The sequence below is a fragment of the Pseudomonas sp. 10B238 genome (assembly GCF_000970615.1).
GTDB lineage: Bacteria > Pseudomonadota > Gammaproteobacteria > Pseudomonadales > Pseudomonadaceae > Stutzerimonas.
This window is the reverse complement of the sequence record NZ_KQ033934.1, coordinates 48,962-73,795: the sequence shown is the minus strand read 5'-3', so window position 1 is coordinate 73,795 and position 24,834 is coordinate 48,962. Positions and strand designations below refer to the sequence as shown.

Annotated in this window: 21 protein-coding genes; 9 read left to right on the top strand and 12 right to left on the bottom strand. The window is 63.4% G+C overall.

All coding sequences use genetic code 11. The features are described from left to right. Positions 1–168: 168 nt before the first annotated feature. The 3 genes from RT21_RS13375 to RT21_RS13365 form a co-directional block, all read right to left on the bottom strand. Positions 169–627 carry a DUF2214 family protein gene (locus RT21_RS13375; RefSeq protein WP_046163117.1) on the bottom strand — a complete coding sequence of 153 codons (459 nt, stop codon included), beginning with the start codon at positions 625–627 and terminating at the stop codon, positions 169–171. Between the two features lie 18 nt (positions 628–645). Continuing rightward, on the bottom strand, positions 646–2,028 hold the full coding sequence (locus RT21_RS13370; protein WP_046163116.1) for an MATE family efflux transporter: 1,383 nt from the start codon (positions 2,026–2,028) through the stop codon (positions 646–648). A gap of 116 nt (positions 2,029–2,144) precedes the next feature. Further along, entirely contained in the window at positions 2,145–2,438 is a 294-nt protein-coding gene (locus RT21_RS13365; RefSeq protein ID WP_045424622.1) for a hypothetical protein, read from the bottom strand. Between the two features lie 217 nt (positions 2,439–2,655). Here RT21_RS13365 and RT21_RS13360 point away from each other — a divergent pair, with 217 nt between their 5' ends. Then, entirely contained in the window at positions 2,656–3,591 is a 936-nt protein-coding gene (locus RT21_RS13360; protein WP_046163115.1) for an SdiA-regulated domain-containing protein, read from the top strand. An 11-nt stretch (positions 3,592–3,602) separates the two neighbouring features. Here the strand turns inward: RT21_RS13360 and RT21_RS13355 are convergent, their stop codons facing one another. From RT21_RS13355 to RT21_RS13335, 5 genes are all read right to left on the bottom strand, one after another. Beyond that, positions 3,603–4,052 (bottom strand): DMT family transporter, encoded by a 450-nt coding sequence (locus RT21_RS13355; RefSeq protein ID WP_046163114.1) that lies wholly within the window; start codon positions 4,050–4,052, stop codon positions 3,603–3,605. A 69-nt stretch (positions 4,053–4,121) separates the two neighbouring features. Continuing rightward, a complete protein-coding gene (locus RT21_RS13350) occupies positions 4,122–4,682 on the bottom strand; it encodes a DUF4136 domain-containing protein (protein WP_046163113.1) in 561 nt (186 codons plus the stop codon). Positions 4,683–4,712: 30 nt separating this feature from the next. Then, complete coding sequence (locus RT21_RS13345; protein WP_046163112.1) at positions 4,713–5,342, bottom strand: DUF4136 domain-containing protein; 630 nt, start codon at positions 5,340–5,342, stop codon at positions 4,713–4,715. An 18-nt stretch (positions 5,343–5,360) separates the two neighbouring features. Further along, complete coding sequence (locus RT21_RS13340; RefSeq protein WP_046163111.1) at positions 5,361–6,110, bottom strand: methyltransferase domain-containing protein; 750 nt, start codon at positions 6,108–6,110, stop codon at positions 5,361–5,363. Further along, entirely contained in the window at positions 6,107–6,412 is a 306-nt protein-coding gene (locus RT21_RS13335; RefSeq protein ID WP_046163110.1) for a nucleotide pyrophosphohydrolase, read from the bottom strand. Before RT21_RS13335 ends, RT21_RS13340 begins: the two co-directional genes overlap by 4 nt. A 94-nt stretch (positions 6,413–6,506) precedes the next feature. Between RT21_RS13335 and RT21_RS13330 the strand changes: the two genes are divergently transcribed. After that, positions 6,507–6,698, top strand: coding sequence for a hypothetical protein (locus RT21_RS13330; RefSeq protein ID WP_046163109.1), 192 nt, complete (start codon positions 6,507–6,509; stop codon positions 6,696–6,698). On the opposite strand, the gene cra is transcribed toward RT21_RS13330, so the two are convergent. Further along, positions 6,699–7,688 carry a catabolite repressor/activator gene (cra, locus tag RT21_RS13325; protein WP_046163108.1) on the bottom strand — a complete coding sequence of 330 codons (990 nt, stop codon included), beginning with the start codon at positions 7,686–7,688 and terminating at the stop codon, positions 6,699–6,701. Between the two features lie 180 nt (positions 7,689–7,868). Between cra and ptsP the strand changes: the two genes are divergently transcribed. From ptsP to RT21_RS13305, 4 genes are all read left to right on the top strand, one after another. Then, complete coding sequence (gene ptsP, locus RT21_RS13320) at positions 7,869–10,748, top strand: phosphoenolpyruvate--protein phosphotransferase (protein WP_046163107.1); 2,880 nt, start codon at positions 7,869–7,871, stop codon at positions 10,746–10,748. Continuing rightward, positions 10,748–11,686: a 1-phosphofructokinase gene (pfkB, locus tag RT21_RS13315; RefSeq protein WP_046163106.1), complete on the top strand. Its 939-nt coding sequence runs from the start codon at positions 10,748–10,750 to the stop codon at positions 11,684–11,686. Before ptsP ends, pfkB begins: the two co-directional genes overlap by 1 nt. A 20-nt stretch (positions 11,687–11,706) precedes the next feature. Beyond that, positions 11,707–13,446 (top strand): PTS fructose-like transporter subunit IIB, encoded by a 1,740-nt coding sequence (locus tag RT21_RS13310; RefSeq protein WP_046163105.1) that lies wholly within the window; start codon positions 11,707–11,709, stop codon positions 13,444–13,446. 136 nt (positions 13,447–13,582) lie between these two features. Then, positions 13,583–15,994, top strand: a complete 2,412-nt coding sequence (locus tag RT21_RS13305) for a membrane-bound PQQ-dependent dehydrogenase, glucose/quinate/shikimate family (protein ID WP_046163104.1) — start codon at positions 13,583–13,585, stop codon at positions 15,992–15,994. 123 nt (positions 15,995–16,117) lie between these two features. On the opposite strand, the gene RT21_RS13300 is transcribed toward RT21_RS13305, so the two are convergent. Continuing rightward, complete coding sequence (locus RT21_RS13300) at positions 16,118–16,426, bottom strand: hypothetical protein (protein ID WP_046163103.1); 309 nt, start codon at positions 16,424–16,426, stop codon at positions 16,118–16,120. 228 nt (positions 16,427–16,654) lie between these two features. On the opposite strand from RT21_RS13300, the gene RT21_RS13295 reads away from it, so the two are divergent. Both RT21_RS13295 and RT21_RS13290 read left to right on the top strand, forming a co-directional pair. Further along, the gene (locus tag RT21_RS13295; protein ID WP_046163102.1) at positions 16,655–18,235 is read left to right on the top strand and encodes an alkaline phosphatase D family protein; all 1,581 of its coding nucleotides are present in this window, start codon (positions 16,655–16,657) and stop codon (positions 18,233–18,235) included. A gap of 18 nt (positions 18,236–18,253) precedes the next feature. Beyond that, positions 18,254–20,590, top strand: a complete 2,337-nt coding sequence (locus RT21_RS13290) for an ExeM/NucH family extracellular endonuclease (RefSeq protein ID WP_046163101.1) — start codon at positions 18,254–18,256, stop codon at positions 20,588–20,590. Between the two features lie 248 nt (positions 20,591–20,838). Here RT21_RS13290 and RT21_RS13285 read toward each other — a convergent pair whose 3' ends face one another. After that, complete coding sequence (locus RT21_RS13285; protein ID WP_046163100.1) at positions 20,839–21,306, bottom strand: REP-associated tyrosine transposase; 468 nt, start codon at positions 21,304–21,306, stop codon at positions 20,839–20,841. A gap of 181 nt (positions 21,307–21,487) precedes the next feature. Continuing rightward, positions 21,488–23,071: a peptide chain release factor 3 gene (locus tag RT21_RS13280; protein WP_045424651.1), complete on the bottom strand. Its 1,584-nt coding sequence runs from the start codon at positions 23,069–23,071 to the stop codon at positions 21,488–21,490. A 472-nt stretch (positions 23,072–23,543) separates the two neighbouring features. On the opposite strand from RT21_RS13280, the gene RT21_RS13275 reads away from it, so the two are divergent. Further along, positions 23,544–24,707: a type III PLP-dependent enzyme gene (locus RT21_RS13275; protein ID WP_045424653.1), complete on the top strand. Its 1,164-nt coding sequence runs from the start codon at positions 23,544–23,546 to the stop codon at positions 24,705–24,707. Positions 24,708–24,834 lie beyond the last annotated feature (127 nt).

Here is a 24,834-nt window from a genome sequence, read left to right as displayed (position 1 = left end):
CGGCTCGGCTCCGTCTGGTGATGCGGACTTATGGACTGCTGCGCCGCGGTCTGTAGTCGACAATCGAGGTCTGGAATCGTTTTCGAAGAGCGTGCAAGCCTTTGGAAATGGGCTTCGCGCGGGATCAGTCCACAAGCCTGGATTGCCCAGGCCCAAGAGCGCGCCGTTTTACTGCGGAATTACCCCAAGCCCGCGCGCCATCAGTGCCGCCAGCAGAGGAAGCAGCAGCAGGGCGAGCAGCTCGATGCGGATCACTGTCTTCACCCAGCGCCCAGTGGTTGGACTGATCGATGGGACCTGGCCCGCCTTCAGCGCCGGACGCCATTTGAGGAAGGTCACGGTCGGATAGATCGACAACAGGGCAACGATGACGAACAGCCCGACCTTGGCGTGGAAGAAGCTGTTGTTGAGGTAATAGTCCAGCCCCTTGCCATAGCGCATCGCCCGCGCTGCGCCGGTGACCAGGACGAACCCGGCGGCGATGCCGAAGGCCAGATCAACGCGAAACAGGCTGCGGGCGCGTTTGAAATTCAGCGGCAGGCGGAACAGCTGGTGCTCGAGCACCAGCAGGGAGAAGAGCAGGAAGATCGCCACGAAGTGCAGGTAGGCGGCGACGGCATAGGCCATTTTCTGAAGGTCCTTTGGTTAGGGTTGCTGCGGTGCGGCGGTGACAGCTGCCGCCGCATGGGTCGAGGCGAACCATTGCCCCTGGCGTTGCAGCCGCCTGGCGATGCTGCCTAAGCAGACGCCGCGCAGGAGCATGAAGGCGAGAAAGGCCAGCCACAAGCCGTGATTGCCCATCCCACGCAACAGCCAGCCCAATGGTAGCGAAATCAGAACGGCAAGCAGCATGGCGTTTCGCATTTCCCGCGCACGGGTGGCACCGATGAACAAGCCGTCCAGCAGATAGCTCCAGACGGCGACCAGGGGCAGCGCGGCGAGATAGGGCAAATAGACGGCGGCGGTTTCGCGCACCGAAGGAATGTCGGTCTGCAGGCTGACGAACAGCTCGCCGCCCAGCAGGAAGAACAGCCCGAAGGCCAGACTCGCCAGCAATGACCAGCCGCCGGCAACAGTCAGAATCCGGCGCAGCTCGGTGCGGCTCTGGGCGCCGATCGCATGCCCGCTCAATGCTTCGACCGCGTGGGCGAGACCATCGAGTGCATGCGCCGTGAGCATCAAACCGTTCAGCAGCAGGGCATTGGCCGCTACCGTGGCGTCACCCAGCCGCGTCCCTTGGACCGTGACCAGGAAGAACACCAGCTGCAGCGCCAGCGAACGAAGGAAAATGTCGCGGTTGACGGACATCAGCGGGCGCCAACTGGCCCACAGGCGCAGCGCCTGACGGTCCAGGCGTCCGGCGTAACGCAATAGCGCGCCTCGGGTCAGCGCCAGGCCGACCAGCACACCGCTCCATTCGGCAATGACCGAGGCGCGGGCTGCGCCGGCCACGCCCCACTCCAGGCCGATGACGAACCACAGATCCAGCGCAACGTTGATCAGATTTGTCGTCAACAGAATCGCCAATGGCGCGCGCGCATTCTGGGTGCCGAGAAACCAGCCAATCAGCGCCATGCTCGCCAGCGCGGCGGGCAGGCCGAACAGGCGGGTATGAAAATAGGCTTGGGTGAGCGCGTCGAGTTCGGCAGAGGGCTGCATAAGCTGCAGCGCGTAACCTTTCAGCGGCCTCGCAAACAGGCTCAACAGCAGCGCAAAGCCCAGCGCCAATAGCAAGCCCTGCAGCAGCACCTGACGCAGCGCGCCGCCGTCCTGACGTCCGGCGGCCTGAGCAGCAAAGCCGGTGGTGCCCATGCGCAGAAAACCCATCACCCAGACCAGTAGGCTATAGAGGCTGCCGCCTACCGCAACCGACGCGAGCTGATGCGCGTGCGGCAGGTGGCCGATCACCGCGCTGTCGACCAACGCCACCAGTGGCACGGAGAGGTTGGACAGAATCATCGGCGCAGCCAGCGCCCAGACCCGTTTATGAGTGGGGGCGTGCTGCCAGGCGGTCAATAACCGTGACATGAAGGGCTCCAGAACAGCCGGGCATGATACGTCGCGATGGTTCGGAGCGCAGCCGAGCGATGGCGCTGGTGCCGTGCTCGGTCGGGTTGTCGGTGGAGTAGGGCGCTACGAATGGCTCAGTGGATCAGCCAGCTCAGCAGCCAGAGCCCGAGGAACAGATAGATCACCCCAGCGATGATCGAGCGGCGGAAGAACGCGCGAAACGCGCCGACCAGCAACATCAGGCCGATGGCCAGTGCAATGAGGCTGATCAGTGAACGATCCATGCCGAGGGTCCGCGACAGGCCCTCGAGAAAGTTGGCGCCGGCATCGGCGAACAGCCCGAAAAAGCCGCTGAGCGCATCGACGATGTAACGAATTACGGTGCCGAGCGCCTGGCCCAACCATTCGAAAAAGCTTTCCACCTGCATGCTGCACTCCTGCCAAACGATCCGCGGCCGCAAGCGCAGCCGTTCCCTGGTCCATTGGGCTGCCAATCCGTCTGGCAGTTCCCGGCGTTGCGATTGAACCGCAGCCACGGCGATGGGTCAGTAGCAGGCTGATCGTCGCCATCGCGTGCACCGTCACGCAAATGCAACCCTTCGCGATCAGGCTATCTCGCCAGTAGCGGCCTAACGAGAAAAGACGATGCCGATTGTTACCAGTACCCGCCCGCGTTGGTTGCCCGAGGTTCGCCCGCAGGTCTGGGCGTTGGGAATGCTGGCTGCAGGTCTGCTGCACACAGCTGCCACCTTTCACCTCGATGAGCGGGTGTTCTATTCGCTGCAATCGGCTTGGCAGGAGAGCAGTCTCCAGACGCGCAGCCTCTGGTTGCCCGAGTACCAGGTGCGTGTCGAGGCTAAGCCGGTGGCGACCGTCGGTAACAACCTTTCCGGCTTGACCTTCGATGAGCAGCGCAATCAGCTCTGGGCCGTGGTGAACAACCCGGAGGAGCTCGTCGCGATGGATCTCAACGGTGAATTCATCGCTCGCTATCCCTTGAAGGGGTTCGTCGACGTCGAGGCCGTTACCTACCTGGGCGACAACCTGCTGGCAGTTGCCGAGGAGCGCAGCCAAACGATCGTGATCCTCCCGGTTCCCTCGCAGCCCGGTGAGCTGGTGCGTGAGGATTACGCGGCAGTCTCGCTGTCCATGGGCGCATCGGACAACTCGGGTTTCGAGGGGTTGGGCTACGACCGCGCGGGCGATCGACTGTTTGCGGTGAAAGAACACTCACCACGCAAGCTCTATGAGATCCAAGGCATCAAGGCCAGCCTCAGCGGGCAACTGAACCTCAAGGTCATTGATCGTGAGGCGTGGATCGAGGACAAGGACATGGCCAGCGACCTTGCCTCGGTGCACTACGACGAGCGCACCGGTCATCTGGTGCTGCTGAGCGATGAAGCGAAAATGATGCTTGAGCTCGACGGTGAGGGTGAGCTGGTCAGCTTCCGCTCGTTGTGGAGCGGCTTTGCCGGTCTCGACAAGAGCGTGCCTCAGGCCGAAGGCATGACCTTTGACGAGCGTGGCGATCTGTATCTGGTCAGCGAACCCAATCTGTTCTACGCCTTCGAGCGGAAGTAGCCGAACCGCGATCAGCCGCGGCGGATCATCCAGACGCCTGCGAAAATCAGCAGCAATCCCCCTAGCTTGCCCAGGCTGATCGACGCCTGGCGAAAGCCCGCCCAGCCGAAGTGATCGAGCAGCAGCGCCATCCCCAGCTGGCCGGCCAATACCAAGGCCATGAACAGCAGCGCACCGATACGCGGGCCGGCGAAGGCGGCGGTGGCAATGAAGAACATTCCTAGCAATCCAGCACACCAGTGATACCAGTTCAGGCCCCGCAGTGCCTGGATGCCCGGCATGTCCCGCTGGAACAGCACCACGCAGATCAGCGCCACGGTGCCCACTGCGAAGGACAGCATCGCGGCGCTCATGACGCTGCCAAAGTGCTTGGCCACCTGCCCGTTGATGCCGGCCTGTAGCGGCAGGAAAGCCCCGGCGATAAAAGGCAGAACGAGAAGCCACCAGGCTGCGACGGGCATGCAGATTTCCTCCAGAGCAAAAGAAAGCCCGCCGAGGCGGCGGGCGTTGTTCAGAGCGAGCCGACAATGCTAGCGCGGCGGGTATTGCGAGAGAACCTTATTGACGGTTTCACGAAACATCCCGGCCCGTTCCTGAGGACTCCCCGGGTCGTCGCGCAGAACCTGTTCGGCACTGCCGCGCCAGACCAGTTTGCCGTCGTCAGCGTCATACATATCCAGCTGTAGGGTGCCGACCTGATAGTGAATGGTGCGGGTGTCAGTCATCACCGGCCCGCCCCAGAACCCATGCCATGGGCCGCCCCAGCCACTGATCGATGAGGTGGTGTATTGCTGGCTGCGCTCATCGACGAGAAACCAGGCCTGCACCAAGAGATCCGGTTGTGCGCCTGACCCTGCCTGGCGTAGGCCGCGTTGGTCCAGCTGCTCGCTGACGGCGCTGCGGATGCGTTGCTCGGTCAGGTCGCTTTTGATGCGGGGATCGTCTGGTCGGTACTGCAGGGCGGGCTCTTTCCAGCTCCAGGTCCGATAGGCGGAAAAATCACGCTGCGGATCGAAATCGCGTTGCACTTGGGTGCTCTGACAGGCGGCCAGCATCAGCAGCAGAGGCAGCATCAGCAATGAACGGAACATCGGGGTTCTCCTTGCGTTAAGTGCGTGGGCTCAGCGCGGTGGGTAATCAGCAAGCGCGCGGTTCACGGCGGCTCGTGCGGCGTCCTTGCGCTCGGCCTGATCACCGCCACTGCGGGCCTCGGCGCGATTGCTCCAAACGGTCTGGCCGGAGGCGCTGTCGATCATCTCGATGCGCACCGTCATCACTTCCTCTTCATAGTTGCGGACCACCGGGGTGCTGCCGCCAATGCCGTAGCCTGTGTTGTAGCCCGGGCCGTAGCCGCCGTAGCGCCCGGCACCGACGCCTACTCGGGGACCATAGTCATCGTAGACCTGGCGCACGCGCGTCTCCATCTGCGCGCTGGCGCTGATCTGCACGTCGCCCTTGGCGCCCGTTGGCGCAGGCCGCAAGCCGCGTTGGTCGAGCGCGCCGGAGATCATTTCCTGCAGCTCCTCGGTGCCCAGCGAAGCTGTGCCAGCCGGTGGGTTGCGCCAGCTCCAGTTCTGGTAGCTGGAAAAATCCTGCGGTGCTGCCGGGTAAGTCGGCGACTGGATACGTTCGATAGGCGGGGCAGGAGGGATAGGCGCGGACTCGTTGGTGTACGGGTTGCTGCTCTGGCAAGCCGCGAGGCTCAAGCCGAGCAGCGAACAGAGCAGGGGCAGTGCAGGGCGGATCGACATCGGTACCTCCCGGTCGGCTCAAAGCGGCCGACATAACCAGTGCAGGTAACGCCCGAGGCCGGCGAAGCTGGGATGGCGGCGGTAGGCCAGTTCCATCTCGATGAGGTCGGCAGGCTCGGTGCGGGCCTGGAAATCGGCGGGCATGTAGTCATGGAAGACGCGCACGCCACTGGTTGATTCGACCCGCCAGTGCGGCGCGAGTTGCGCAGCCAGCTCGCGCGGGTCGAGCGGCTGTTGCGGTGTCAGGCTCTGGCGCTCGCCGGCATAGGTCTGAGTGCGCAGCTTCTTGAAATGGCCTTTGAGCAGGTTGCGGTAGATCAGCGCGTCGCGGTTATAGAAGGCCAGCGAGAGCCAGCCGTCCTCGGCAACCAGGCGATGCAGCACCGGCAGGATCGCCTGAGGCTCAGCCAGCCATTCCAGCACCGCATGGCAGATCACCAGATCGAACCGGCCCTCGACGTGGTTTTCGACGTCCTGCCAGGGTGCCTGGATGAACGTTGCGTTTTGGCCGGCTTCGGCAAACTGTTTGCGGGCGCCTTCCAGCATGGGTTCGGCGGGTTCCGACAGTGTGACCTGATGGCCCTGCTGCGCCAGCCACAGGCTCATGTGGCCGAGGCCTGCACCGATGTCCAGGACCCGTAGCGGGCGCTCTGGCAGTATTTCAGTCAGGTCGGCCTGCAGCACGGCGAGTCGGATCGCACCCTTGGCGCCGCCGTAGATTTTTTCGGCGAAGCGCGTCGCCAGCTCATCGAAATGCCGATCGCTCATCGGGCGAACCGCCGCTCGTTGTCGGCAAGCTTCGCCAGCAGCGCCTGTTCCATGTCGATGCCCAGCTCGCTGCACATCAGCAGCAGGTACATGAGGATGTCGCCGACTTCCTGGCCAGCGTGTGCGAGCTTGTCGGCCGACAGCTGGCGCGATTCGTCCTCGGTCTGCCATTGGAAGATTTCCACCAGCTCGGCCATTTCCACGCTGGCGGCCATGGCGAGGTTTTTCGGGCTGTGAAAGCGCTGCCAGTCGTTCTGGTCGCGGATCGCATGCAGGCGTTGGGTGATCTGTTCGATGTTCATTTGGAAAAGCGGGCTCGTTGTTTTGAGTGTGTGCCGGAAGCGGGTGGCAACAGCTCGTTCGCGCCTGGCGCGGCAGGGGCTCGTAGGAGCGAGCTTGCTCGCGATCAGCTTCTTCAGGCTACGGCTGCACTTGGCTGGCGTGGCGGCTTTGATCGCCAGCAAGCTGGCTCCTACAAAATCGCTGCAACTCGTGCAGGTCGCGCCAGTCGAGCTTCCTCGCGAGTCCGGTCGCCAGATAGGCCGCAAGCTTCCTTCAGCTAAACAACGTCTGCAAGGGGCAGATTGATCAGAGCCGGCGAATCTTCAGCTCACGCTCGACAGCGATGACCCCAGGGCGATAGTCGCCTTGCTCGGTGGCGCGGATAGCCTGCTCCAACGCCTGCTCGGCGATCTGCTCGTGCTGCTGGGAAATCGCGTTGACCCGGATCGGCAGGAAATCCAGCAGCTGCGCGTCACCAAAGGTTGCCAGCCGCAGGTGCTCCGGCCAGAGCAGATCGCGCTCGCGCAGCGCATCGAAGACGCCTTCGAGCAACACGTAGGCGGTGGTGATGAGGGCATCGGGCAGCGGGCCGCGGTCGAGCAGGGCGAGCATCTGCTCGCGTCCGCAGGCGCGGCTGAACTGTTCGGCGCGCAGGACGCTGACCTGCCCTGTGTGCCGCGACAGTGCCTGGCGAAAACCTTCCTCGCGCTGCTGACTGATGGGCAATGCGGGGCGTGCACTGATCAGGGCGATATGCGCGGCGGCCGGAACTGCCAGCGAGCGGGTGAGCAGGGCGGCCGCTTCGCAGTCATCGCTCACCACCGAACAGAAGTGCCCGGCGTCCAGCGCACGGTCGAGGGCGATCACCGGCGTGCCAGCCGCTTGCACCTTTCGATAGCTCTGGTCGTCGGCGGATAGGCAGCTGGCGACGATCAGCGCATCGCAACGTCGCGAGCGCAGCAGCTGGATGACCTGACGCTCGGTGTCCGGCTCGTCGTCGGTCCCGGCGATCAGCAACTGATAGCCGCGCTGCCGTGCGCGCTGTTCGAGCAGCTTGGCAAGGCGCGCGTAGCTGGGGTTTTCCAGATCCGGAACGATCAAACCCAGCGTTCGCGACTGCCCGCGGCGCAGGCCCGCTGCCTGCTGGTCTAGCTGAAAGCCCTGCTGTTCGGCCACCGCCATCACCCGCTCGACCGTGGCGGGGCTGATACGGCGCTGCGCAGCCTTGCCGTTGAGCACGTAGCTGGCAGTGGTTACCGAAACGTTGGCGAGGCGGGCGATGTCGGTCAGTTTCAACAGAGGGTCCTGAGACGGGTGGTATGAACTCGGGCTTCTAGAATTACCCAATATTGCGTAATGTGCCAGTCTTAGGTGAAACGTTTCAGCAGTGTATCGGTCTGAAGCGCCAGCCCAGGATTCGGGCAAAGCCGGCGTAACCGTCGGCCACAACAATCGCGAGCCCCGCAGGAGTTCTCCATGCTTGAGTTGAATGCACAGCACATCCACATGCATCAGGCCGCGGCGGACAAGCCTGCGGCGCTGGCTCTGCTGGGCGAGGTTCTGGTCGCCGACGGACTGGTCGCGCCGGGTTACCTCGACGGGCTGCGCGCGCGCGAAGCGCAGGGCTCGACCTTTCTCGGTCAGGGCCTTGCGATTCCGCATGGCACGCCGGAAACCCGCGATCAGGTGTTCACCACTGGCGTGCGGCTGCTGCATTTTCCGGCCGGCGTCGATTGGGGCAATGGTCAGCAGGTGTACCTTGCCATCGGCATCGCGGCGCGCTCGGATGAACATCTGCGGCTGCTGCAACTGCTGACCCGAGCGTTGGGCGAGGGCGATCTGAGCGAGGCGCTGCAGAAGGCAGAAAGCCCCGAAGCCATCATCGACCTGCTGCAGGGCGCGCCGCAGGCGTTGGCGCTGGACGGCGAACTGGTGGGCCTGGGCGTCGCCGCCGATGATTTCGACGAGTTGGCCTGGCAAGGTGTCAAATTGCTCAAGCGCGCCCAATGCGTGGAGCCTGGCTTCAATGCCAGCCTGCCGATGAGCCAGGCGTTGCCGCTGGGCGATGGCCTCTGGTGGCTCAGTAGCGAGCAGTCGGTGCAAAGCCCGGGGCTCGCGTTCGTCACGCCAACCTCTAGCCTTGAGCATTTGGGCCAGCCGCTGAATGGCCTGTTCGTGCTGGCCAGCCTGGGCGAAGCGCATCAGGCCATGCTTGAGCGACTGTGCAATCTGTTGATCGAAGGGCGCGGCCAGGAGCTGAGCCAGGCGACTTCCAGCCGCGTGGTGCTCGAAGCGCTGGGCGGCGAGGTGCCGGCAGATTGGCCCAGCGCTCAGGTGCCGCTGGCCAACGCCCATGGGTTGCATGCGCGCCCGGCCAAGGCGCTGACCGAAGTGGCTCAAGCTTTCGATGGCGAGATCCGCGTGCGCCTGGCCGGCAGCGAGAGCGCCGGGGTGTCGGTCAAGAGCCTGAGCAAATTGCTGGCGATGGGCGCGCATCGTGGTCAGGTGCTGGAGTTCATTGCCGAGCCTTCCATTACCAACGATGCACTGCCGGCGCTGGTGCGCGCGGTGGAAGAAGGGCTGGGCGAAGAGGTCGAACCCTTGCCGGCAGCTGGGGAGACGGAGCAACCCGTCATCGCCACGCAACCCGATGAGTCGGCCATCGAGCAGGCCGCTCTGCGCGCTGGCGATCAGGTAAACGGCATCGCTGCTTCGCCGGGCATCGCCATCGGTCCGGTGCTGGTGCGCAAGCCGCAGGTGATCGACTACCCCAAGCGCGGCGAATCGCCAGCGGCGGAATTGCAACGGCTGGATGCTGCGTTGGACAAGGTTCATGCCGAAATCGGCACGCTAATCGAGGCAAGCCAGGTCGTTAGCATTCGCGACATCTTCACCACTCACCAGGCCATGCTGCGTGACCCGGCGCTGCGCGAAGACGTGCAGGTGCGGCTGCAGAAGGGCTTGAGCGCCGAAGCGGCCTGGATGGAAGAGATCGAGAGCGCGGCGCAGCAGCAGGAATCCCTCCACGACAAACTGCTGGCCGAGCGCGCCGCCGACCTGCGTGACGTGGGTCGCCGCGTGCTGGCCTGCCTGACCGGCGTCGAAGCCGAGCAGGCCCCGGACGAACCCTACATTCTGGTGATGGACGAAGTGGCGCCTTCGGACGTTGCCACGCTCAACGCCCAGCGCGTCGCCGGCATCCTCACCGCCGGTGGTGGCGCCACTTCCCACAGCGCCATCATCGCCCGGGCGTTGGGGATTCCAGCCATCGTTGGTGCCGGGCCGGGCGTGCTCGGGTTGGCGCCCAACACCCTGCTGTTGCTCGACGGCGAGCGCGGTGAACTCCTAGTCGCTCCAACCGATGCGCAGCTGGAACAGGCCAGGCGCGAACGCGCGGCTCGAGAGGAGCGCAAACGCCTAGCGGACGAGCGCCGCATGGAGCCGGCAGTCACCCAGGATGGCCATCCGGTGGAGATCGCCGCCAACATCGGCGAAGCCGGCGAAACCCCTGAGGCCGTGGCGATGGGTGCCGAAGGCATCGGTTTGCTGCGCACCGAACTGGTGTTCATGAACCATTCCCAGGCGCCGGACCAGGCGACTCAGGAGGCCGAGTACCGCCGCGTGCTGGAAGCCCTCGAAGGCCGGCCGCTGGTGGTTCGCACGCTCGACGTTGGTGGTGACAAGCCGCTGCCGTACTGGCCGATGCCCGCCGAAGAGAATCCCTTCCTCGGCGTGCGCGGGATTCGCCTGAGCCTGCAGCGCCCGGACATCCTCGAAACCCAGCTACGCGCCTTGCTGGCCTCGGCCGATGGCCGTCCGCTGCGGATCATGTTCCCCATGGTCGGCAACATCGACGAATGGCGCACCGCCAAGGCCATGGTCGAACGCCTGCGTGTGGAGCTGCCGGTGGCCGATCTTCAGGTGGGCATCATGATCGAGATACCGTCCGCCGCGCTGATCGCGCCGGTGCTGGCGCAGGAGGTCGACTTCTTCAGTATCGGCACCAACGACCTCACTCAGTACACACTGGCCATCGACCGCGGCCATCCGACGCTTTCCGGCCAGGCTGATGGGCTGCATCCGGCCGTGTTGCGCTTGATCGGCATGACCGTCGAGGCGGCCCATGCCCATGGCAAGTGGGTCGGCGTGTGCGGCGAACTGGCCGCTGATGCGCTCGCCGTGCCGATGCTGGTGGGCCTGGGTGTGGATGAACTCAGCGTCTCGGCGCGCAGTATTGCGCTGGTCAAAGCGCGGGTGCGCGAGCTGGATTTCGCTGCCTGCCAGCAGCTGGCCAAGCAGGCGCTGATGTTGCCGGGTGCCCATGAAGTACGCGCCTTCGTCGGGGAGCATTGCTGATGGCTCGCGTTCTGACCGTCACGCTGAACCCGGCGCTGGATCTGACCGTGCGGCTGCCGTCGCTGCGCGTGGGCGAGGTCAACCGCAGCGACAGCCTAGAGGTTCATGCTGCCGGCAAGGGCCTCAATGTGGCCCAAGTGCTGGCCGATCTCGGCCATCAGCTAACCGTCACCGGCTTTCTCGGCGAAGGCAATCCGCAAGCCTTCGAGCAGTTGTTCGCCGCACGCGGATTTGCCGATGAGTTCGTCCGCGTCGCGGGCGACACCCGCAGCAATATTAAACTGGCTGAAGCCGACGGGCAGGTCACCGATATCAACGGGCCCGGACTGGCAGTCAGCGATGCACACCGCAGCGAACTGCTGGAGCGCATCAAGCGGCTGGCGCCGGCCCATGAGCTGGTCGTGGTCGCCGGCAGCCTTCCACGGGGGGTGAATGACGAGTGGTTCGTCGAGCTGCTACGCCTGCTCAAGCAAATGGGAACGCGGGTCGCGCTGGACACTAGCGGTGCAGCGCTGCGTGTGGGGCTGGCGACCGCGCCCTGGCTGATCAAACCCAACGAGGAAGAGCTCGCCGAAGCGCGTGACATCGAGCTGGCCGAACCCGAGGCGCTGGCCCAAGAGGCCCGGCGGCTGCAGGTCGAGGGCATCGAGCACGTGGTGGTTTCCCAGGGTGCCGACGGCGTGAGCTGGTTCGCGCCCGGTGCCGGGCTACACGCTTATCCGCCCAAGGTCCGGGTGGTCAGCACCGTTGGGGCGGGGGACTCGCTGCTGGCCGGCATGCTCCATGGGCTGCTCGAGGGCTGGCCAGCGGAACGCACACTCACTCACGCCACTGCCATCGCCGCTCAGGCGGTCGGGCAGGTCGGCTTCGGCATCACCGACACGGCGCAGCTGGCCGAACTCCAGGCCGCAGTGCGTCTCCAGCCGCTGAGCCAATAAATCGAACAAGAGGTGAAAGAATGAATCTTCTCATCGTCACGGCCTGCCCCAACGGAATGGTCACCAGCGTGCTGACGTCACGCCTGCTCGAAGCGGCTGCCCATCGTATGGGTTGGTCGACGGCCGTCGAAGTCCACGACCCCAAGGCCATTGGCTCACCGCTGACGCACGCGCAGATCGCCAATGCGGATCTCGTGGTTGTGGTGAAAACGGGGCCGCTGTCGCTGCAACGCTTCGTCGGTAAGCGCGTGGCGCAATCGACGCCGTCCGAAGCGTTGCTCGACCCCGAGGCCTTCCTGCGCAGCGCCGCCGAAACGGCGAGCGAGTTGCAAGAGGCAGATGACGCCAAGGCTACCCCGACCAGCGGCAAGCCCAAGCTGGTGGCCATCACCGCCTGCCCGACCGGGGTCGCGCATACCTTCATGGCCGCCGAAGCCTTGCAACAAGCGGCCATCCGCAAGGGTTACGACCTGCAGGTGGAAACCCGCGGTTCGGTGGGTGCGCGCAATGTGCTCGAAGCCCAGGCCATCGAAGACGCCGATGTGGTCCTGCTGGCCGCGGACATCGAGGTGGACGTGGCTAGGTTCGCCGGCAAGCGGGTGTTCCGCTGCGGCACCGGTGTGGCCCTTAAACAACCCGACGCCACCCTGGATCGCGCGCTGGAAGAGGGTGCGGTACTCAGCGGCGGTGTTGCCGCCACGAGCGCAGGTGGTGAGCAGAAAGGTGAGAAGACTGGCGTCTACAAGCACCTGCTCACCGGCGTGTCCTACATGCTGCCGATGGTGGTGGCCGGTGGTTTGCTGATCGCGCTGTCGTTCGTATTCGGCATCGAGGCCTTCAAGGAGGAGGGCACGCTGGCTGCCGCATTGATGAAGATCGGCGGCGAAACGGCTTTCCAATTGATGGTGCCGCTACTGGCGGGTTACATCGCCTATTCCATCGCCGACCGCCCGGGTCTAGCGCCGGGGATGATTGGTGGCCTGCTGGCGGGCACCCTGGGTGCGGGCTTTATCGGCGGCATCATTGCCGGCTTCGTGGCCGGTTATGCAGCCAAGGCGGTCAGTCGCTGGATTCCCTTGCCGGCCAGTATCGAATCGCTCAAGCCGATCCTGATCATTCCGTTGTTGGCGAGTCTGGTGACGGGACTGGTGATGATTTACGTGGTCGGCACGCCGGTGGCGAAGATGCTCGCTGGGCTCACCGAATTCCTCGACACCATGGGCACCTCCAACGCCATCCTGCTCGGGCTGTTGCTGGGCACCATGATGTGCGTCGACCTGGGCGGGCCAGTGAACAAGGCGGCGTATGCCTTTTCGGTGGGTTTGCTGGCGTCGCAGAGCTACGCGCCGATGGCGGCGACCATGGCAGCGGGCATGGTGCCGCCCATCGGCATGGGCATCGCCACGTTGATCGCACGGCGCAAGTTCGCACAGACCGAGCGTGAAGCCGGCAAGGCGGCGCTGGTGCTGGGTTGCTGCTTTATCTCTGAAGGCGCGATTCCCTTCGCCGCCAAGGACCCGCTGAGAGTGATCCCGGCCAGCATCGCCGGCGGTGCGCTGACCGGTGCGCTGTCCATGGCCTTCGGCGCGAAGCTTCTGGCGCCGCATGGCGGGCTGTTCGTACTGCTGATTCCCAACGCCATCAATCACGCATTGCTTTATCTGCTGGCGATTCTGGCCGGCAGCCTGGTGACCGGGGTGGTCTATGCGGTGATCAAGCGGCCCGAGACGCAGCCGCTTGCCGTTGGCGCTGCGGCCTGAGGTTCAACGCCGCAAGCGCTGAACTAAAGCCCTTCGCGGCGTATCCACTGAAAGCCGGACGAAACTTTGTCACAGGAAGTTTCGCCGGCTTTTTGCTTTCCCTGTTTATAAATACGTCCCGCTTGGAGTGTGTTGCATGAGTATCGATTATGGGCCTCGGCCCTTGCGTATCACCCTGACCGCTGTGGTGGTGCTGGTGCTGGGCGCGCTGATGGCGGGCGGCGGTGCGTACCTGGCTGTGCTCGGCGGCTCCTGGTACTACCTGCTGGCCGGCATCGGTCTTCTGGTAGTGGCCGGCCTGCTGTTTGCCCGTCGCCGCGCGGCGATCTGGCTGTATGCCGCGCTGTTGCTGGCGACCCTGGCGTGGACCCTCTATGAGGTGCGCTTCGACTGGTGGCAGCTGGCGCCGCGGATCGACCTCTGGTGCATCCTCGGCCTCTGGCTGATCCTGCCCTTCGTCAACCGCTACGTGAGCGACCGGCTGGTCTGGCGCGACGGTGCCAGTGGCTTGCTCGGGCTCGGCCTGCTGGCCGGGGCGTTGATGGCAGGGTACTCGTTGACCCAGGACTACCACTCGATCGACGGCCAGTTCAGCGACGCGCAGATGCAGGGGCTCGATCCGCAAGGGCAGGCCGGTCGCTCCAACAGCGAATGGCCGTCTTACGGCGGATCAGAGCAGGGCGACCGGTATTCGACGGCAGATCTGATCACGCCCGAGAACGTGGGCACGCTGACGAAAGCCTGGGAATACCACACGGGTGATCTGCCGGGGCCAAACGATCCCGGCGAGTTCACCTACGAGGTCACCCCGCTCAAGGTCGGCAACAGCCTGTTCATCTGCACGCCTCACAACATCGCCATCGCCCTGGACGCCGATACCGGCGAAGAGCGTTGGCGCTTCGACCCGAGCATCAACCGCGATGCCGAGTACTACCAGCACATGACGTGCCGCGGCCTGGCGTTTCACGACGGCACTCGCTATCCCTCGCCGGGTTCGACCAGCGGCCAGCCGGATCAATCGGCGGCGCGTTGCGAGCGTCGCCTGTTCCTGCCGACCAACGATGCCACGTTGGTCGCGCTCGACGTGGAAGACGGCAAGCCCTGCGAAGACTTCGGCAACGCCGGTGTCGTCGACCTGAAGCTGCGCCTGGGTGAAGGGGCGCTCGGGGTCTACTTGCCCACCTCGCCGCCGGTAGTGACCGAAAAGCTGGTGATCATCGGCGGTTCGGTTACCGATAACGGCGCCGTGGATTCACCCGGTGGCGTGATTCGTGCCTACGACGTGAAAACTGGCCGCCTGGTCTGGAATTTCGACCCAGGCAACCCGGATGCCACGGAACCGTTGCCACCGGGTGAAACCTACGTGCGCAGCACGCCGAACTCCTGGACTGTGGCCACCGCTGACGAGGCGCTGGGCCTGGTCTACATCCCCTCCGGCAACCAGACCCCTGATCAGTGGGCAATCGATCGCTCGTCCCAGGCCGAGCGTTTCACCGACACCCTGATTGCGCTGGACCTGGAGACCGGCAAAGTCCGCTGGGAATTCCAGACCGTCCACCATGATCTCTGGGATCGCGACCTGCCCTCCCAGCCGACGCTGGTCGATATCGACCGGCCCGAAGGCAAGGTGCCGGCCATCATTCAGGCGACCAAGCGCGGCGATCTCTATGTGCTCGATCGGCGCACCGGTGAGCCCATCGTGCCGGTGACCGAAGTGCCTGTTCCGCAGGGCACCGATTACGGTGACTTCACCGCGCCCACTCAGCCGGTCTCGGCGTTGACCTATGCGCCGCAGGAGCCGCTGTACGAGAAGGACATGTGGGGCGGCACGCCGCTGGATCAGATGATGTGCCGCATCCAGTTCCGCAAGCTGCGCTATGAAGGCGACTTCACGCCGCCATCGGAAAAGGGCTCGCTGATCTATCCGGGCAACGTCGGAACCTTCAACTGGCCGTCCGTGGCGGTCGATCCGAGTCGGCAGTTGTTGTTCGGCGCGCCGAACTACCTGGCGTTCGTCTCGAAGATGTACAAGCGCAGCGAGGTCGATCCCAATGAGCGCACCGGGGGCGGCGAAACCGGCCTGCAACCCAACCTTGGTGCGCCCTACATGGTCAGTCTGAAGCCTCTGCTATCAGTGCTGGGCCTGCCTTGCCAGAGTCCGCCGTGGGGTTATGTCACCGCCGTGGACCTGCGCACCATGAAGAAGGTCTGGATGCATAAGAACGGCACCAGCCGCGACAGTGCGCCGCTGGGCATTCCTTTCCCGGTGGGCACACCAGCATTGGGCGGTCCGATCGTGACGGCAGGCGGCGTCGCCTTCATGAGCGGCACGCTGGACTACTACTTGCGCGCCTATGACCTGCAGACCGGCAAGCAGCTGTGGAAAGGGCGGCTACCCGCGGGCGGCCAGGCCACACCGATGACCTACGTCTCGGAGCAGACCGGTAAGCAGTATGTGGTGCAGGTGGCCGGCGGGCACGGCTCGTTCGGCACGAAGATCGGCGATTCGGTGATTGCCTGGACGCTCGGGGAAGATGATGCGAACTAGATCGGTCGGGCATCGGGCCTAATGGTCAGCCCATCGCCTCTCGCGGTGCGGAGGTGATGGGCTGGACAGGCTGCGACAATAGCAAAGCCATCGTACTCACCAACAGCCAGTACTAGCGGCCATTCAGCAGGGCCGCCCGGTGTAGTTGCGATTCTGGCTGGGCTCCACGCAGTGCTGTTCCGTATGTTGCTCAATACGCGGCGACTTGTCCCGCAGGCTAGACGTCAGACTGTTTAAAAATTTCTCGGCCTGTGCCTGGTCGTCGAAGCGCCGTGCACCATTCAACGAACCGGTATAGCTACCGTTACTGGCGGCATAGCACTCCTGATTGTTGGAGCAGCTCAGGCCAACGACCCAGTACGGGCTGTTGATCAGCACGCCTGCCTGAGCAGAGGACGTGATGAATGCAAAGACGAACAGAAAACGCTTCATGGTGTAACCCCTGGCCTTGATACCGCGAACATAACCGATCGCCGAAGCGCTGAGTGTGGGCGGTATCTCGATCGTTGAACTCGTCTGCTCTTAACGATTTTCACTAAGTCGCGTACGGCGGCGATCTGCAGTAAAGACGATTTATTGACGACCGTTCGTCCGGGCGTCACGGTTCTGTCAAGCGGCTCGCTTAAACCCTTCTTCCAGCATCCGTTGAAGGGGACGACCATGACCGAATCAACCAAACCCGAACTCGACCAGACACGCCGCCGCCTCGTTCAAGGCATCGGTGCTGGCCTGGCGCTGCCAGCCCTCGGCGTATCACCTGCAATCATCGCAGCACCCACCGCGCGACCCTGGATCACCGATGGCGTGCAGTCCGGTGACGTGCTGGCTGACCGTGCCGTGATCTGGAGCCGCTGCGATCGTCCGGCGCGGCTGGTGGTGGAGTGGGATACCAGCAGTGGCTTTAACAACGCTCGGCGGATGGTTTCGCCGGTCACGGATGAACGACTCGACTTCACCGCGCGTATCGATCTGCGTGGGTTGCCGTCGGATCAGTCGATCTTCTACCGCGCCAGTTTCGAGGACGCCCGCGACCATGCCCGCAGCGAACCCTGGATGGGCCATCTGCGCACTGCACCCAGGCGCGCGCGGGATATCCGTTTCGTCTGGGGCGGCGATACCTGCGGCCAGGGCTGGGGCATCAATGCCGACTTCGGCGGCATGCGCATCTACGAAGCCATGCGCCAGCGCCATCCTGACTTCTTCATTCAGAGTGGCGACGCCATCTACGCCGACGGCGTGATCCAGGCTGAAGTGACCGCTGAGGATGGGCGCCTCTGGCGCAACATCGTCACCGAGGCCAAGACTAAAGTGGCCGAAACACTGGACGAGTTCCGCGGCAACTACCGCTACAACCTGCTGGATCACAACCTGCGTCAGTTCAACGCTGAAGTGCCGCAGATCTGGCAGTGGGACGACCACGAAGTCACCAACAACTGGTCGCCCGGCAAGGAGCTGGATGAGCGCTATCAGGTCAAGGACATCGAGCTGCTGGCACGTCGCGGTCGTCAGGCGTTCCTCGAATATGCGCCGATGCGCATCACCGGCCGCGACGCGACGGGCCGTGTCTACCGCAAGATCGCCTACGGCCCGCAGCTGGACGTGTTCGTGCTGGACATGCGCAGCTATCGCGGCCCCAACACCCACAATCTGCAACCCGAGCAAGGGCCGGATACGACCTTCCTTGGCCGGGAACAGCTGGCTTGGCTAAAGCGCGAGCTGCGCCGCTCACGCGCCACCTGGAAGGTGATCGCAGCCGACATGCCCATTGGCTTGCACGTACCAGACGGTAAGGACGCGGCCGGCAGGGCGCGCTGGGAGGCGATCGCCAACGGACAGGACGGGCCGGCAGCCGGGCGCGAGCTGGAAATCGCCGAACTGCTGGGTTACCTGCGCAAATACCGCGTGCGCAACACTGTCTGGCTGACTGCTGACGTTCACTATTGCGCAGCCCACCACTACCATCCAAACCGCGCGCTATTTCAGGATTTCGATCCGTTCTGGGAGTTCGTTGCCGGGCCCCTCAATGCGGGCAGCTTCGGCCCCAATCCGCTGGATGCCACCTTTGGCCCCGAGCTGGTGTTCCAGAAAGCACCCGCTTATGCCAACGCATCGCCCTACGCCGGTTTTCAGTTCTTCGGTGAAGTGGAGATCGATTCACGCAGCGGCGCCCTGAGCGTCACCCTTCGCGATATCGACGGTGCGTCTGTCTTTTCCAAAACCCTCGAACCCCAACACGCCTGATACCAGGGAGCGACATCCATGCGCCGCAACGACCGCTTCAAGCCGCACCCGCTCACCGCCGCCCTGCTGGCAATCGCCGCGATGGGCGTGCACTCCATGGCATCCGCCGAGCTGCTGATTTCCGAGTACGTAGAGGGCAGCGGCAATAACAAAGCGCTGGAGTTCTACAACGCTGGCGAGACGGCGATTGCCCTCGACGGCTACCGTGTCGACTTCTACTTCAATGGCTCGACCAGCAGCGGCCGGAGCATCAGCCTGGCGGGCGAGGTGGCGCCGGGTGGCGTGCATGTCCTGGCGCACGAGAGCGGCGTCCCTGAGTTGCAGGCCACGGCGAACCAGCGCGGTAGCGGCAGTTGGTACAACGGCGACGATGCGATTGTGCTGCGCGGGCCGTCCGGTGAGATTCTCGACAGCTTCGGCCAGCTCGGCGTCGATCCGGGCAGCAAGTGGGGCTCCGGGCAGACGCAGACGGCTGATCGCACGCTGACCCGCAAAACGTCGGTCCGGGTCGGCGATCAGGACCCCAGTGATGCCTTCGATCCGGCCACCGAATGGCTGGGCTATGCGGCCAACACCTTCGCCCAGCTTGGCCAGTACGGCGAAGGTGAACCGGGTGGAGACGACGCAGGCCGGCGTTCCATTGCCGAAGTGCAAGGCGCTGGCGACCTCAGCCCGCTGATCAACCAGCGCGTCACGGTGGAAGGCGTCGTGGTCGCCGACTTCCAGGGTGAGAGCGAACTGGGCGGCTTCTTCATCCAGGCGCCGGACAGCGAGACCGATGGCGACCCGCTCACCTCCGAAGGTCTGTTCGTCTACGGCACCGGCAACGGTGTCGATGTAACGGTGGGCGATCGCGTTCAGGTACGCGCGATGGTCGCCGAATACAACGGCCTCACCGAGCTGACCGCGCCTCAGGTCAGTGTTCTGGCCCGCGCGCAGCCCCTGCCAAGCATGGTGCAGATCAGCTTGCCGCTGTCGGCGCCCGATGCACTGGAGCGTTACGAGGGCATGCAGGTCCGCTTCGCCCAGCCGCTTACGGTCAGCGAGGTCTACAACCTGGGACGTTACGGCGAGCTGGTGCTGTCGTCCGGTGGACGGCTGTGGATTCCCACCAACAAGGTCTCGCCCGGCGAGCCGGCGCGACAGCTACAGGCACAGAACGACCTCAACCGGATCGTTCTGGATGACGGCCGCAGCGGTCAGAATCCCGACCCGGTCCGCTACCCCTCACCGGAACTCGACGCCTACCGCACGCTGCGTGTGGGCTATGAAGTCACTGACGTGCAGGGTGTGCTGCATTACCTGGCCGGAAGCTATCGCGTCCAGCCGACCCAGGCTCCGAACTTCGTTGCGGCAAACCCCAGGCCGGAGGCGCCAAAGCCCATCGAAGGTCGCTTGCGTGTAGCGAGTTTCAACGTCCTCAACTACTTCAACGGCGACGGTCGTGGCGCAGGTTTCCCCACCTCGCGGGGCGCGGATACCCGTGAAGAGTTCAACCGCCAGCGCGACAAGATCATTGCGGCGATTCTGGGTGCCGATGCCCACATCATCGGGCTGATGGAAATCGAGAATGACGGATATGGCGAGCACAGCGCCATCGTCGATCTGGTGGCCGGCCTCAATGCGGCGTCACGGAGCGGGGACCGCTACGCGTTCATCGATCCGAAACGCGAACGGCTCGGCACCGATGCAATTGCCGTCGGCCTGATCTACCGCCAAGACATGGTCAGCCCGCACAAGGATGCGGCGGTGCTGGATGGTTCGGTCGACCCGCGCTTCAACGACACGCGCAATCGCCCGGTGCTGGCGCAGACCTTCCGTGAACGCCGTACGGGTGAGCGTTTGACGGTGGCGGTCAATCACCTCAAATCCAAGGGCTCCAGCTGCGACGACCTGGGTGACAAGGACATGGGTGACGGCCAGGGCAACTGCAACCTGACCCGTGTCAAAGCCGCCCAGGCGCTGGTCGCCTGGTTGGGCCGCGATCCTACGCGCTCCTACGATCCGGACCGGCTGATCATCGGCGACCTGAACGCCTATGCGAAGGAGGATCCGATCAATGTGATCAGGGCGTCCGGTTACACTGATCTGCTGGCCACCTTCGGTGGCGGAGACGCGTATTCCTACGTGTTCTCCGGCGAGTCCGGCTACCTCGACCACGGCCTGGCCAGCGCCAGCCTGACCCCGCAGGTGCGCGGCGCAACCGAATGGCACATCAACGCCGATGAGCCGCGGGTGCTCGATTACAACCTCGAGTTCAAGACGCCACGCCAGCAATCGATGCTGTACAGCACCGAGCCATACCGGGCGTCTGACCACGATCCGCTGGTGATTGGGGTTGATTTGGGGCGGTAGTAACGGCTTCCGATAGGCTTGTCGCCCTTGACGTCTCGGTTGTACGAGACGTTTGGGATCGCCAGCAAGCTGGCTCCTACAAGGTGAATGCAATCGCCTTAGCTTTCCGCAGGAGCCAGCTCGCTGGCGATCATGGATCACTCCCACTGGATGCGTCTTTATAGTGGCTTCAGGCTAGAAGAGCCGCGCAACTAGGTAAAACATCTGCTTTCGTAGGAGCCAGCTTGCTGGCGATCATAGCTACGGGATTACAACCAAACCGCATCCCACCATGGATAATCGCCAATCCGGTTCACCAATCCCGCTCGCAATGGATTAGCGACGACATACCGCGCAGTGGCGATCAAATCCTCCTCCTGGCGCAGCGCACGATCGTGAAACCCCCGCTGCCAAATCCGTGTGCCCGTTTCGCCTGTAATTCGATTAATGGCCACCGCGCTGCGGGACTTGAAACGCTGGACCACTTTTGGCAACGGCGCCGAACCCAGTTCGATCAGCCAGTGAACATGATCCGGCATGACGACCCAGGCCAGAGATTCGACGTGGCGTTCGTCATGGAGGTGGCGCATTTCCCTCACCAGCACTCGGGCTAGCAGCGGGTCGGTGAAGACGGCTTTGCGTCGCTCTGTAACTGCGGTCACCAAGTAAACCTGACCCAGCTCGGAATGCCTGCCGCGACGCAGTGCATGGCCGCGGTGGTTGAATTTGCTTGGCATATCCACCTCCATGTGGATCCAGCTATTCAGTCGTGCGTTGAGGTGGCCCGGTTCGCCAGCAAGCTGGCTCCTACGAAAAGCCAGCGTGGTCACATCCTGTAGGAGCCAGCTTGCTGGCGATCATGGGGATACCGAAGCGCTCATGATCCCGGACGAAGCCGCCCCGGCAAAACCGGTCCCCTTAATGATGCTCGCGCGTCGCTCTGAATTTCACATCCGGCCAGCGTTCTTCCATTAGGCTCAGGTTGACCCGCGTCGGCGCCAGGTAGGTCAGGTGACCGCCGCCGTCGAGGGCTAGGTTTTCGTAGGCCTTGTCGCTGAATTCCTTCAGCTTCTTCTCGTTATCGCATTCGATCCAGCGCGCTGACCAGACGTTGATCGCCTCGTAGGCGCACTCGACTTTGTATTCCTCTTTCAGGCGGCTGGCGACGACGTCGAACTGCAGCACGCCCACCGCGCCAAGGATGATGTCGTTGTTGCGCTCGGGGAAGAACACCTGGGTGGCGCCTTCCTCGGCCAGCTCCTGCAAGCCCTGGCGCAGCTGCTTGGATTTCAGCGGGTCCTTCAGACGCACGCGCCGGAACAATTCCGGGGCGAAGTGCGGGATCCCGGTGAAGCCGAGGTTCTCGCCTTCGGTGAAGGTGTCGCCGATCTGGATGGTGCCGTGGTTGTGCAAGCCGATGATGTCGCCGGCCCAGGCTTCTTCCAGCTGTTCACGTTCGCTGGAGAAGAAGGTCAGGGCGTCGGCGATGCGGATGTCCTTGCCGATGCGCGCGTGGCGCAGCTTCATGCCTTTCTCGTACTTGCCCGAGCAGATGCGCATGAAGGCGATGCGGTCGCGGTGCTTGGGGTCCATGTTCGCCTGGATCTTGAAGACGAAGCCGGTGAATTTTTCTTCAACCGGCTCGACCACGCGCTCGTTGGCCGCGCGCGGCAGCGGGCGCGGGGCCCAGTCGACGACCGCATCGAGCACGTGGTCGACGCCGAAGTTGCCCAGCGCGGTGCCGAAGAACACCGGGGTCAGCTGGCCCTTGATGAACTCGTCCTGGTCGAACTCGTGGCAGGCACCCTGGACCAGCTCTAGCTGTTCGACGAAGCGGTCGTACTCGTCGCCGATGTGCTGGCGCGCTTCGTCTGAATCCAGGTTCTGGATGATCTTGACGTCGGTGCGTTCGTGGCCGTGGCCTGGCGTGTAGACGATGATGTAGTCATCAGCCAGGTGATACACGCCTTTGAAGTCACGGTAGCAACCAATCGGCCAGGTGATTGGCGCGGCCTTGATCTTGAGCACCGCCTCGATCTCGTCGAGCAGTTCAATGGGGTCGCGGATGTCGCGGTCGAGCTTGTTGATGAAGCTGACGATGGGCGTGTCGCGCAGGCGACAGACGTCCATCAGCGCGATGGTGCGCGGCTCGACGCCTTTACCACCGTCGAGGACCATCAGTGCCGAGTCCACCGCGGTCAGGGTGCGGTAGGTGTCTTCCGAGAAGTCTTCGTGGCCGGGGGTGTCGAGCAGGTTGATCATGTGCTCGCGGTAGGGGAACTGCATCACCGAGGTGGTGATGGAGATGCCGCGCTGCTTTTCCATTTCCATCCAGTCGGAGGTCGCGTGACGGTCGGATTTGCGCGACTTCACGGTACCGGCCACGGCAATGGCCTTGCCCATCAGCAGCAGCTTCTCGGTGATGGTGGTCTTGCCCGCGTCGGGGTGGGAAATGATGGCGAAGGTGCGGCGCTTCGCGACTTCGGCGGCCTGAGAGGTCATGGCGGTCCCGGTATAGAAAGCGTGTCGGAAAAAGCCGGCGATTATAGCGCAAAGGGCGCCTGAGGACTGCCGCGGCCGTGGCGCGGTTAGTCGCGACGGGACGAGACGAACGGAACATCCCCGCTGCGTATCTGTCGGTTTGAATACGGTAGGTTTGCCGAGCGGATAAAAAAGGAGCTGAGTGCGGATTTTTCATTGATCTCAACCAGCTGTGGTTCTAAAGTTCGCGCCCGAACGTCCATGCTGGCAACGATCCATCCGGCTCAAGTACTGACGACGAGAGATCAGGATTCACCAGGTCGCCGCCCCGTTGCGATGACCTGGCCGATACTCGGCGACATGCCTTGGGAAGTAGGCGAACCAAAGTGGGGAAACTGATCAGGCGTTCTTGTTAGGTCTGTCCGCTTCGCAGTGAAGCCGCGCAGAAGCTAGTCCCCAATCCGACTTTACGTTTCCCGATTTGGAGCCATGCATGTCGATCAAGATCGAAGATTACTATTCCCGATCCACCTTCCAGAAGATGAAGGCCTTCGCTGACCAGCACGAAACACCGTTCGTTGTCATCGATACCGAAACCATCGACAAGGCGTACGACGATCTGCGCGCCGGTTTCGATTTCGCCAAGGTCTACTACGCGGTGAAGGCCAACCCTGCGGTCGAAATCATCGATCTGCTGCGCGACAAGGGCTCGAGCTTCGACATCGCTTCTATCTATGAGCTGGACAAGGTGATGTCCCGCGGTGTCGGCCCGGAGCGCATCAGCTACGGCAACACCATCAAGAAAGCCAAGGACATTCGCTACTTCTACGAAAAGGGTGTGCGCATGTTCGCCACCGACTCGGAAGCCGACCTGCGCAACATCGCCAAGGCCGCACCGGGTTCGAAAGTCTATGTGCGCATCCTGACCGAAGGTTCGACTACCGCCGATTGGCCCTTGTCGCGCAAGTTCGGCTGCCAGACCGACATGGCGATGGATCTGTTGATTCTGGCCCGTCAGCTGAAGCTCGAGCCCTACGGCATCTCCTTCCACGTCGGTTCGCAGCAGCGCGACATTTCCGTATGGGACGCCGCGATTGCCAAGGTCAAGGTGATCTTCGAGCGTCTGAAAGAAGAAGACGGCATCGAGCTGAAGATGATCAACATGGGTGGCGGCTTCCCGGCCAACTACATTACCCGTACCAACAGCCTGGAAACCTACGCCGAGGAAATCATCCGCTTCCTCAAGGAAGACTTCGGCGACGAGTTGCCGGAAATCATTCTCGAACCGGGCCGCTCGCTGATTGCCAACGCCGGCATTCTGGTCAGCGAAGTGGTGCTGGTGGCGCGTAAGTCGCGTACTGCCGTTGAACGCTGGGTCTACACCGACGTCGGCATGTTCTCCGGCCTGATCGAAACCATGGGCGAAGCCATCAAGTTCCCGATCTGGACCGAGAAGAAGGGCGAGATGGAAGAGGTGGTCATCGCCGGCCCGACTTGCGACAGCGCCGACATCATGTACGAGAACTACAAGTACGGCCTGCCGCTGAACCTGGCCATCGGGGATCGCATGTACTGGCTGTCCACCGGTGCTTACACCACCAGCTACAGCGCCGTGGAGTTCAATGGCTTCCCGCCGCTGAAGGCCTACTACATCTAAGCGTCATCGCCATGCAAAACGCCGCGAAGTTCGCGGCGTTTTTGTGTCTGGCATCAGGCTGGTTCTAGCGTTTTATCAACGTGGTCTGGTGACCATCCCCGACGTTTGTTGCTAGCCGTAATGTCTG

Bases quoted from the DNA above. Each gene is read 5' to 3' on its own strand.
- RT21_RS13375 (WP_046163117.1), bottom strand. From the start codon at position 627: ATGGCCTATGCCGTCGCCGCCTACCTGCACTTCGTGGCGATCTTCCTG.
- RT21_RS13370 (WP_046163116.1), bottom strand. From the start codon at position 2,028: ATGTCACGGTTATTGACCGCCTGGCAGCACGCCCCCACTCATAAACGG.
- RT21_RS13365 (WP_045424622.1), bottom strand. From the start codon at position 2,438: ATGCAGGTGGAAAGCTTTTTCGAATGGTTGGGCCAGGCGCTCGGCACC.
- RT21_RS13360 (WP_046163115.1), top strand. From the start codon at position 2,656: ATGCCGATTGTTACCAGTACCCGCCCGCGTTGGTTGCCCGAGGTTCGC.
- RT21_RS13355 (WP_046163114.1), bottom strand. From the start codon at position 4,052: ATGCCCGTCGCAGCCTGGTGGCTTCTCGTTCTGCCTTTTATCGCCGGG.
- RT21_RS13350 (WP_046163113.1), bottom strand. From the start codon at position 4,682: ATGTTCCGTTCATTGCTGATGCTGCCTCTGCTGCTGATGCTGGCCGCC.
- RT21_RS13345 (WP_046163112.1), bottom strand. From the start codon at position 5,342: ATGTCGATCCGCCCTGCACTGCCCCTGCTCTGTTCGCTGCTCGGCTTG.
- RT21_RS13340 (WP_046163111.1), bottom strand. From the start codon at position 6,110: ATGAGCGATCGGCATTTCGATGAGCTGGCGACGCGCTTCGCCGAAAAA.
- RT21_RS13335 (WP_046163110.1), bottom strand. From the start codon at position 6,412: ATGAACATCGAACAGATCACCCAACGCCTGCATGCGATCCGCGACCAG.
- ptsP (WP_046163107.1), top strand. From the start codon at position 7,869: ATGCTTGAGTTGAATGCACAGCACATCCACATGCATCAGGCCGCGGCG.
- pfkB (WP_046163106.1), top strand. From the start codon at position 10,748: ATGGCTCGCGTTCTGACCGTCACGCTGAACCCGGCGCTGGATCTGACC.
- RT21_RS13310 (WP_046163105.1), top strand. From the start codon at position 11,707: ATGAATCTTCTCATCGTCACGGCCTGCCCCAACGGAATGGTCACCAGC.
- RT21_RS13305 (WP_046163104.1), top strand. From the start codon at position 13,583: ATGAGTATCGATTATGGGCCTCGGCCCTTGCGTATCACCCTGACCGCT.
- RT21_RS13300 (WP_046163103.1), bottom strand. From the start codon at position 16,426: ATGAAGCGTTTTCTGTTCGTCTTTGCATTCATCACGTCCTCTGCTCAG.
- RT21_RS13295 (WP_046163102.1), top strand. From the start codon at position 16,655: ATGACCGAATCAACCAAACCCGAACTCGACCAGACACGCCGCCGCCTC.
- RT21_RS13290 (WP_046163101.1), top strand. From the start codon at position 18,254: ATGCGCCGCAACGACCGCTTCAAGCCGCACCCGCTCACCGCCGCCCTG.
- RT21_RS13285 (WP_046163100.1), bottom strand. From the start codon at position 21,306: ATGCCAAGCAAATTCAACCACCGCGGCCATGCACTGCGTCGCGGCAGG.
- RT21_RS13280 (WP_045424651.1), bottom strand. From the start codon at position 23,071: ATGACCTCTCAGGCCGCCGAAGTCGCGAAGCGCCGCACCTTCGCCATC.
- RT21_RS13275 (WP_045424653.1), top strand. From the start codon at position 23,544: ATGTCGATCAAGATCGAAGATTACTATTCCCGATCCACCTTCCAGAAG.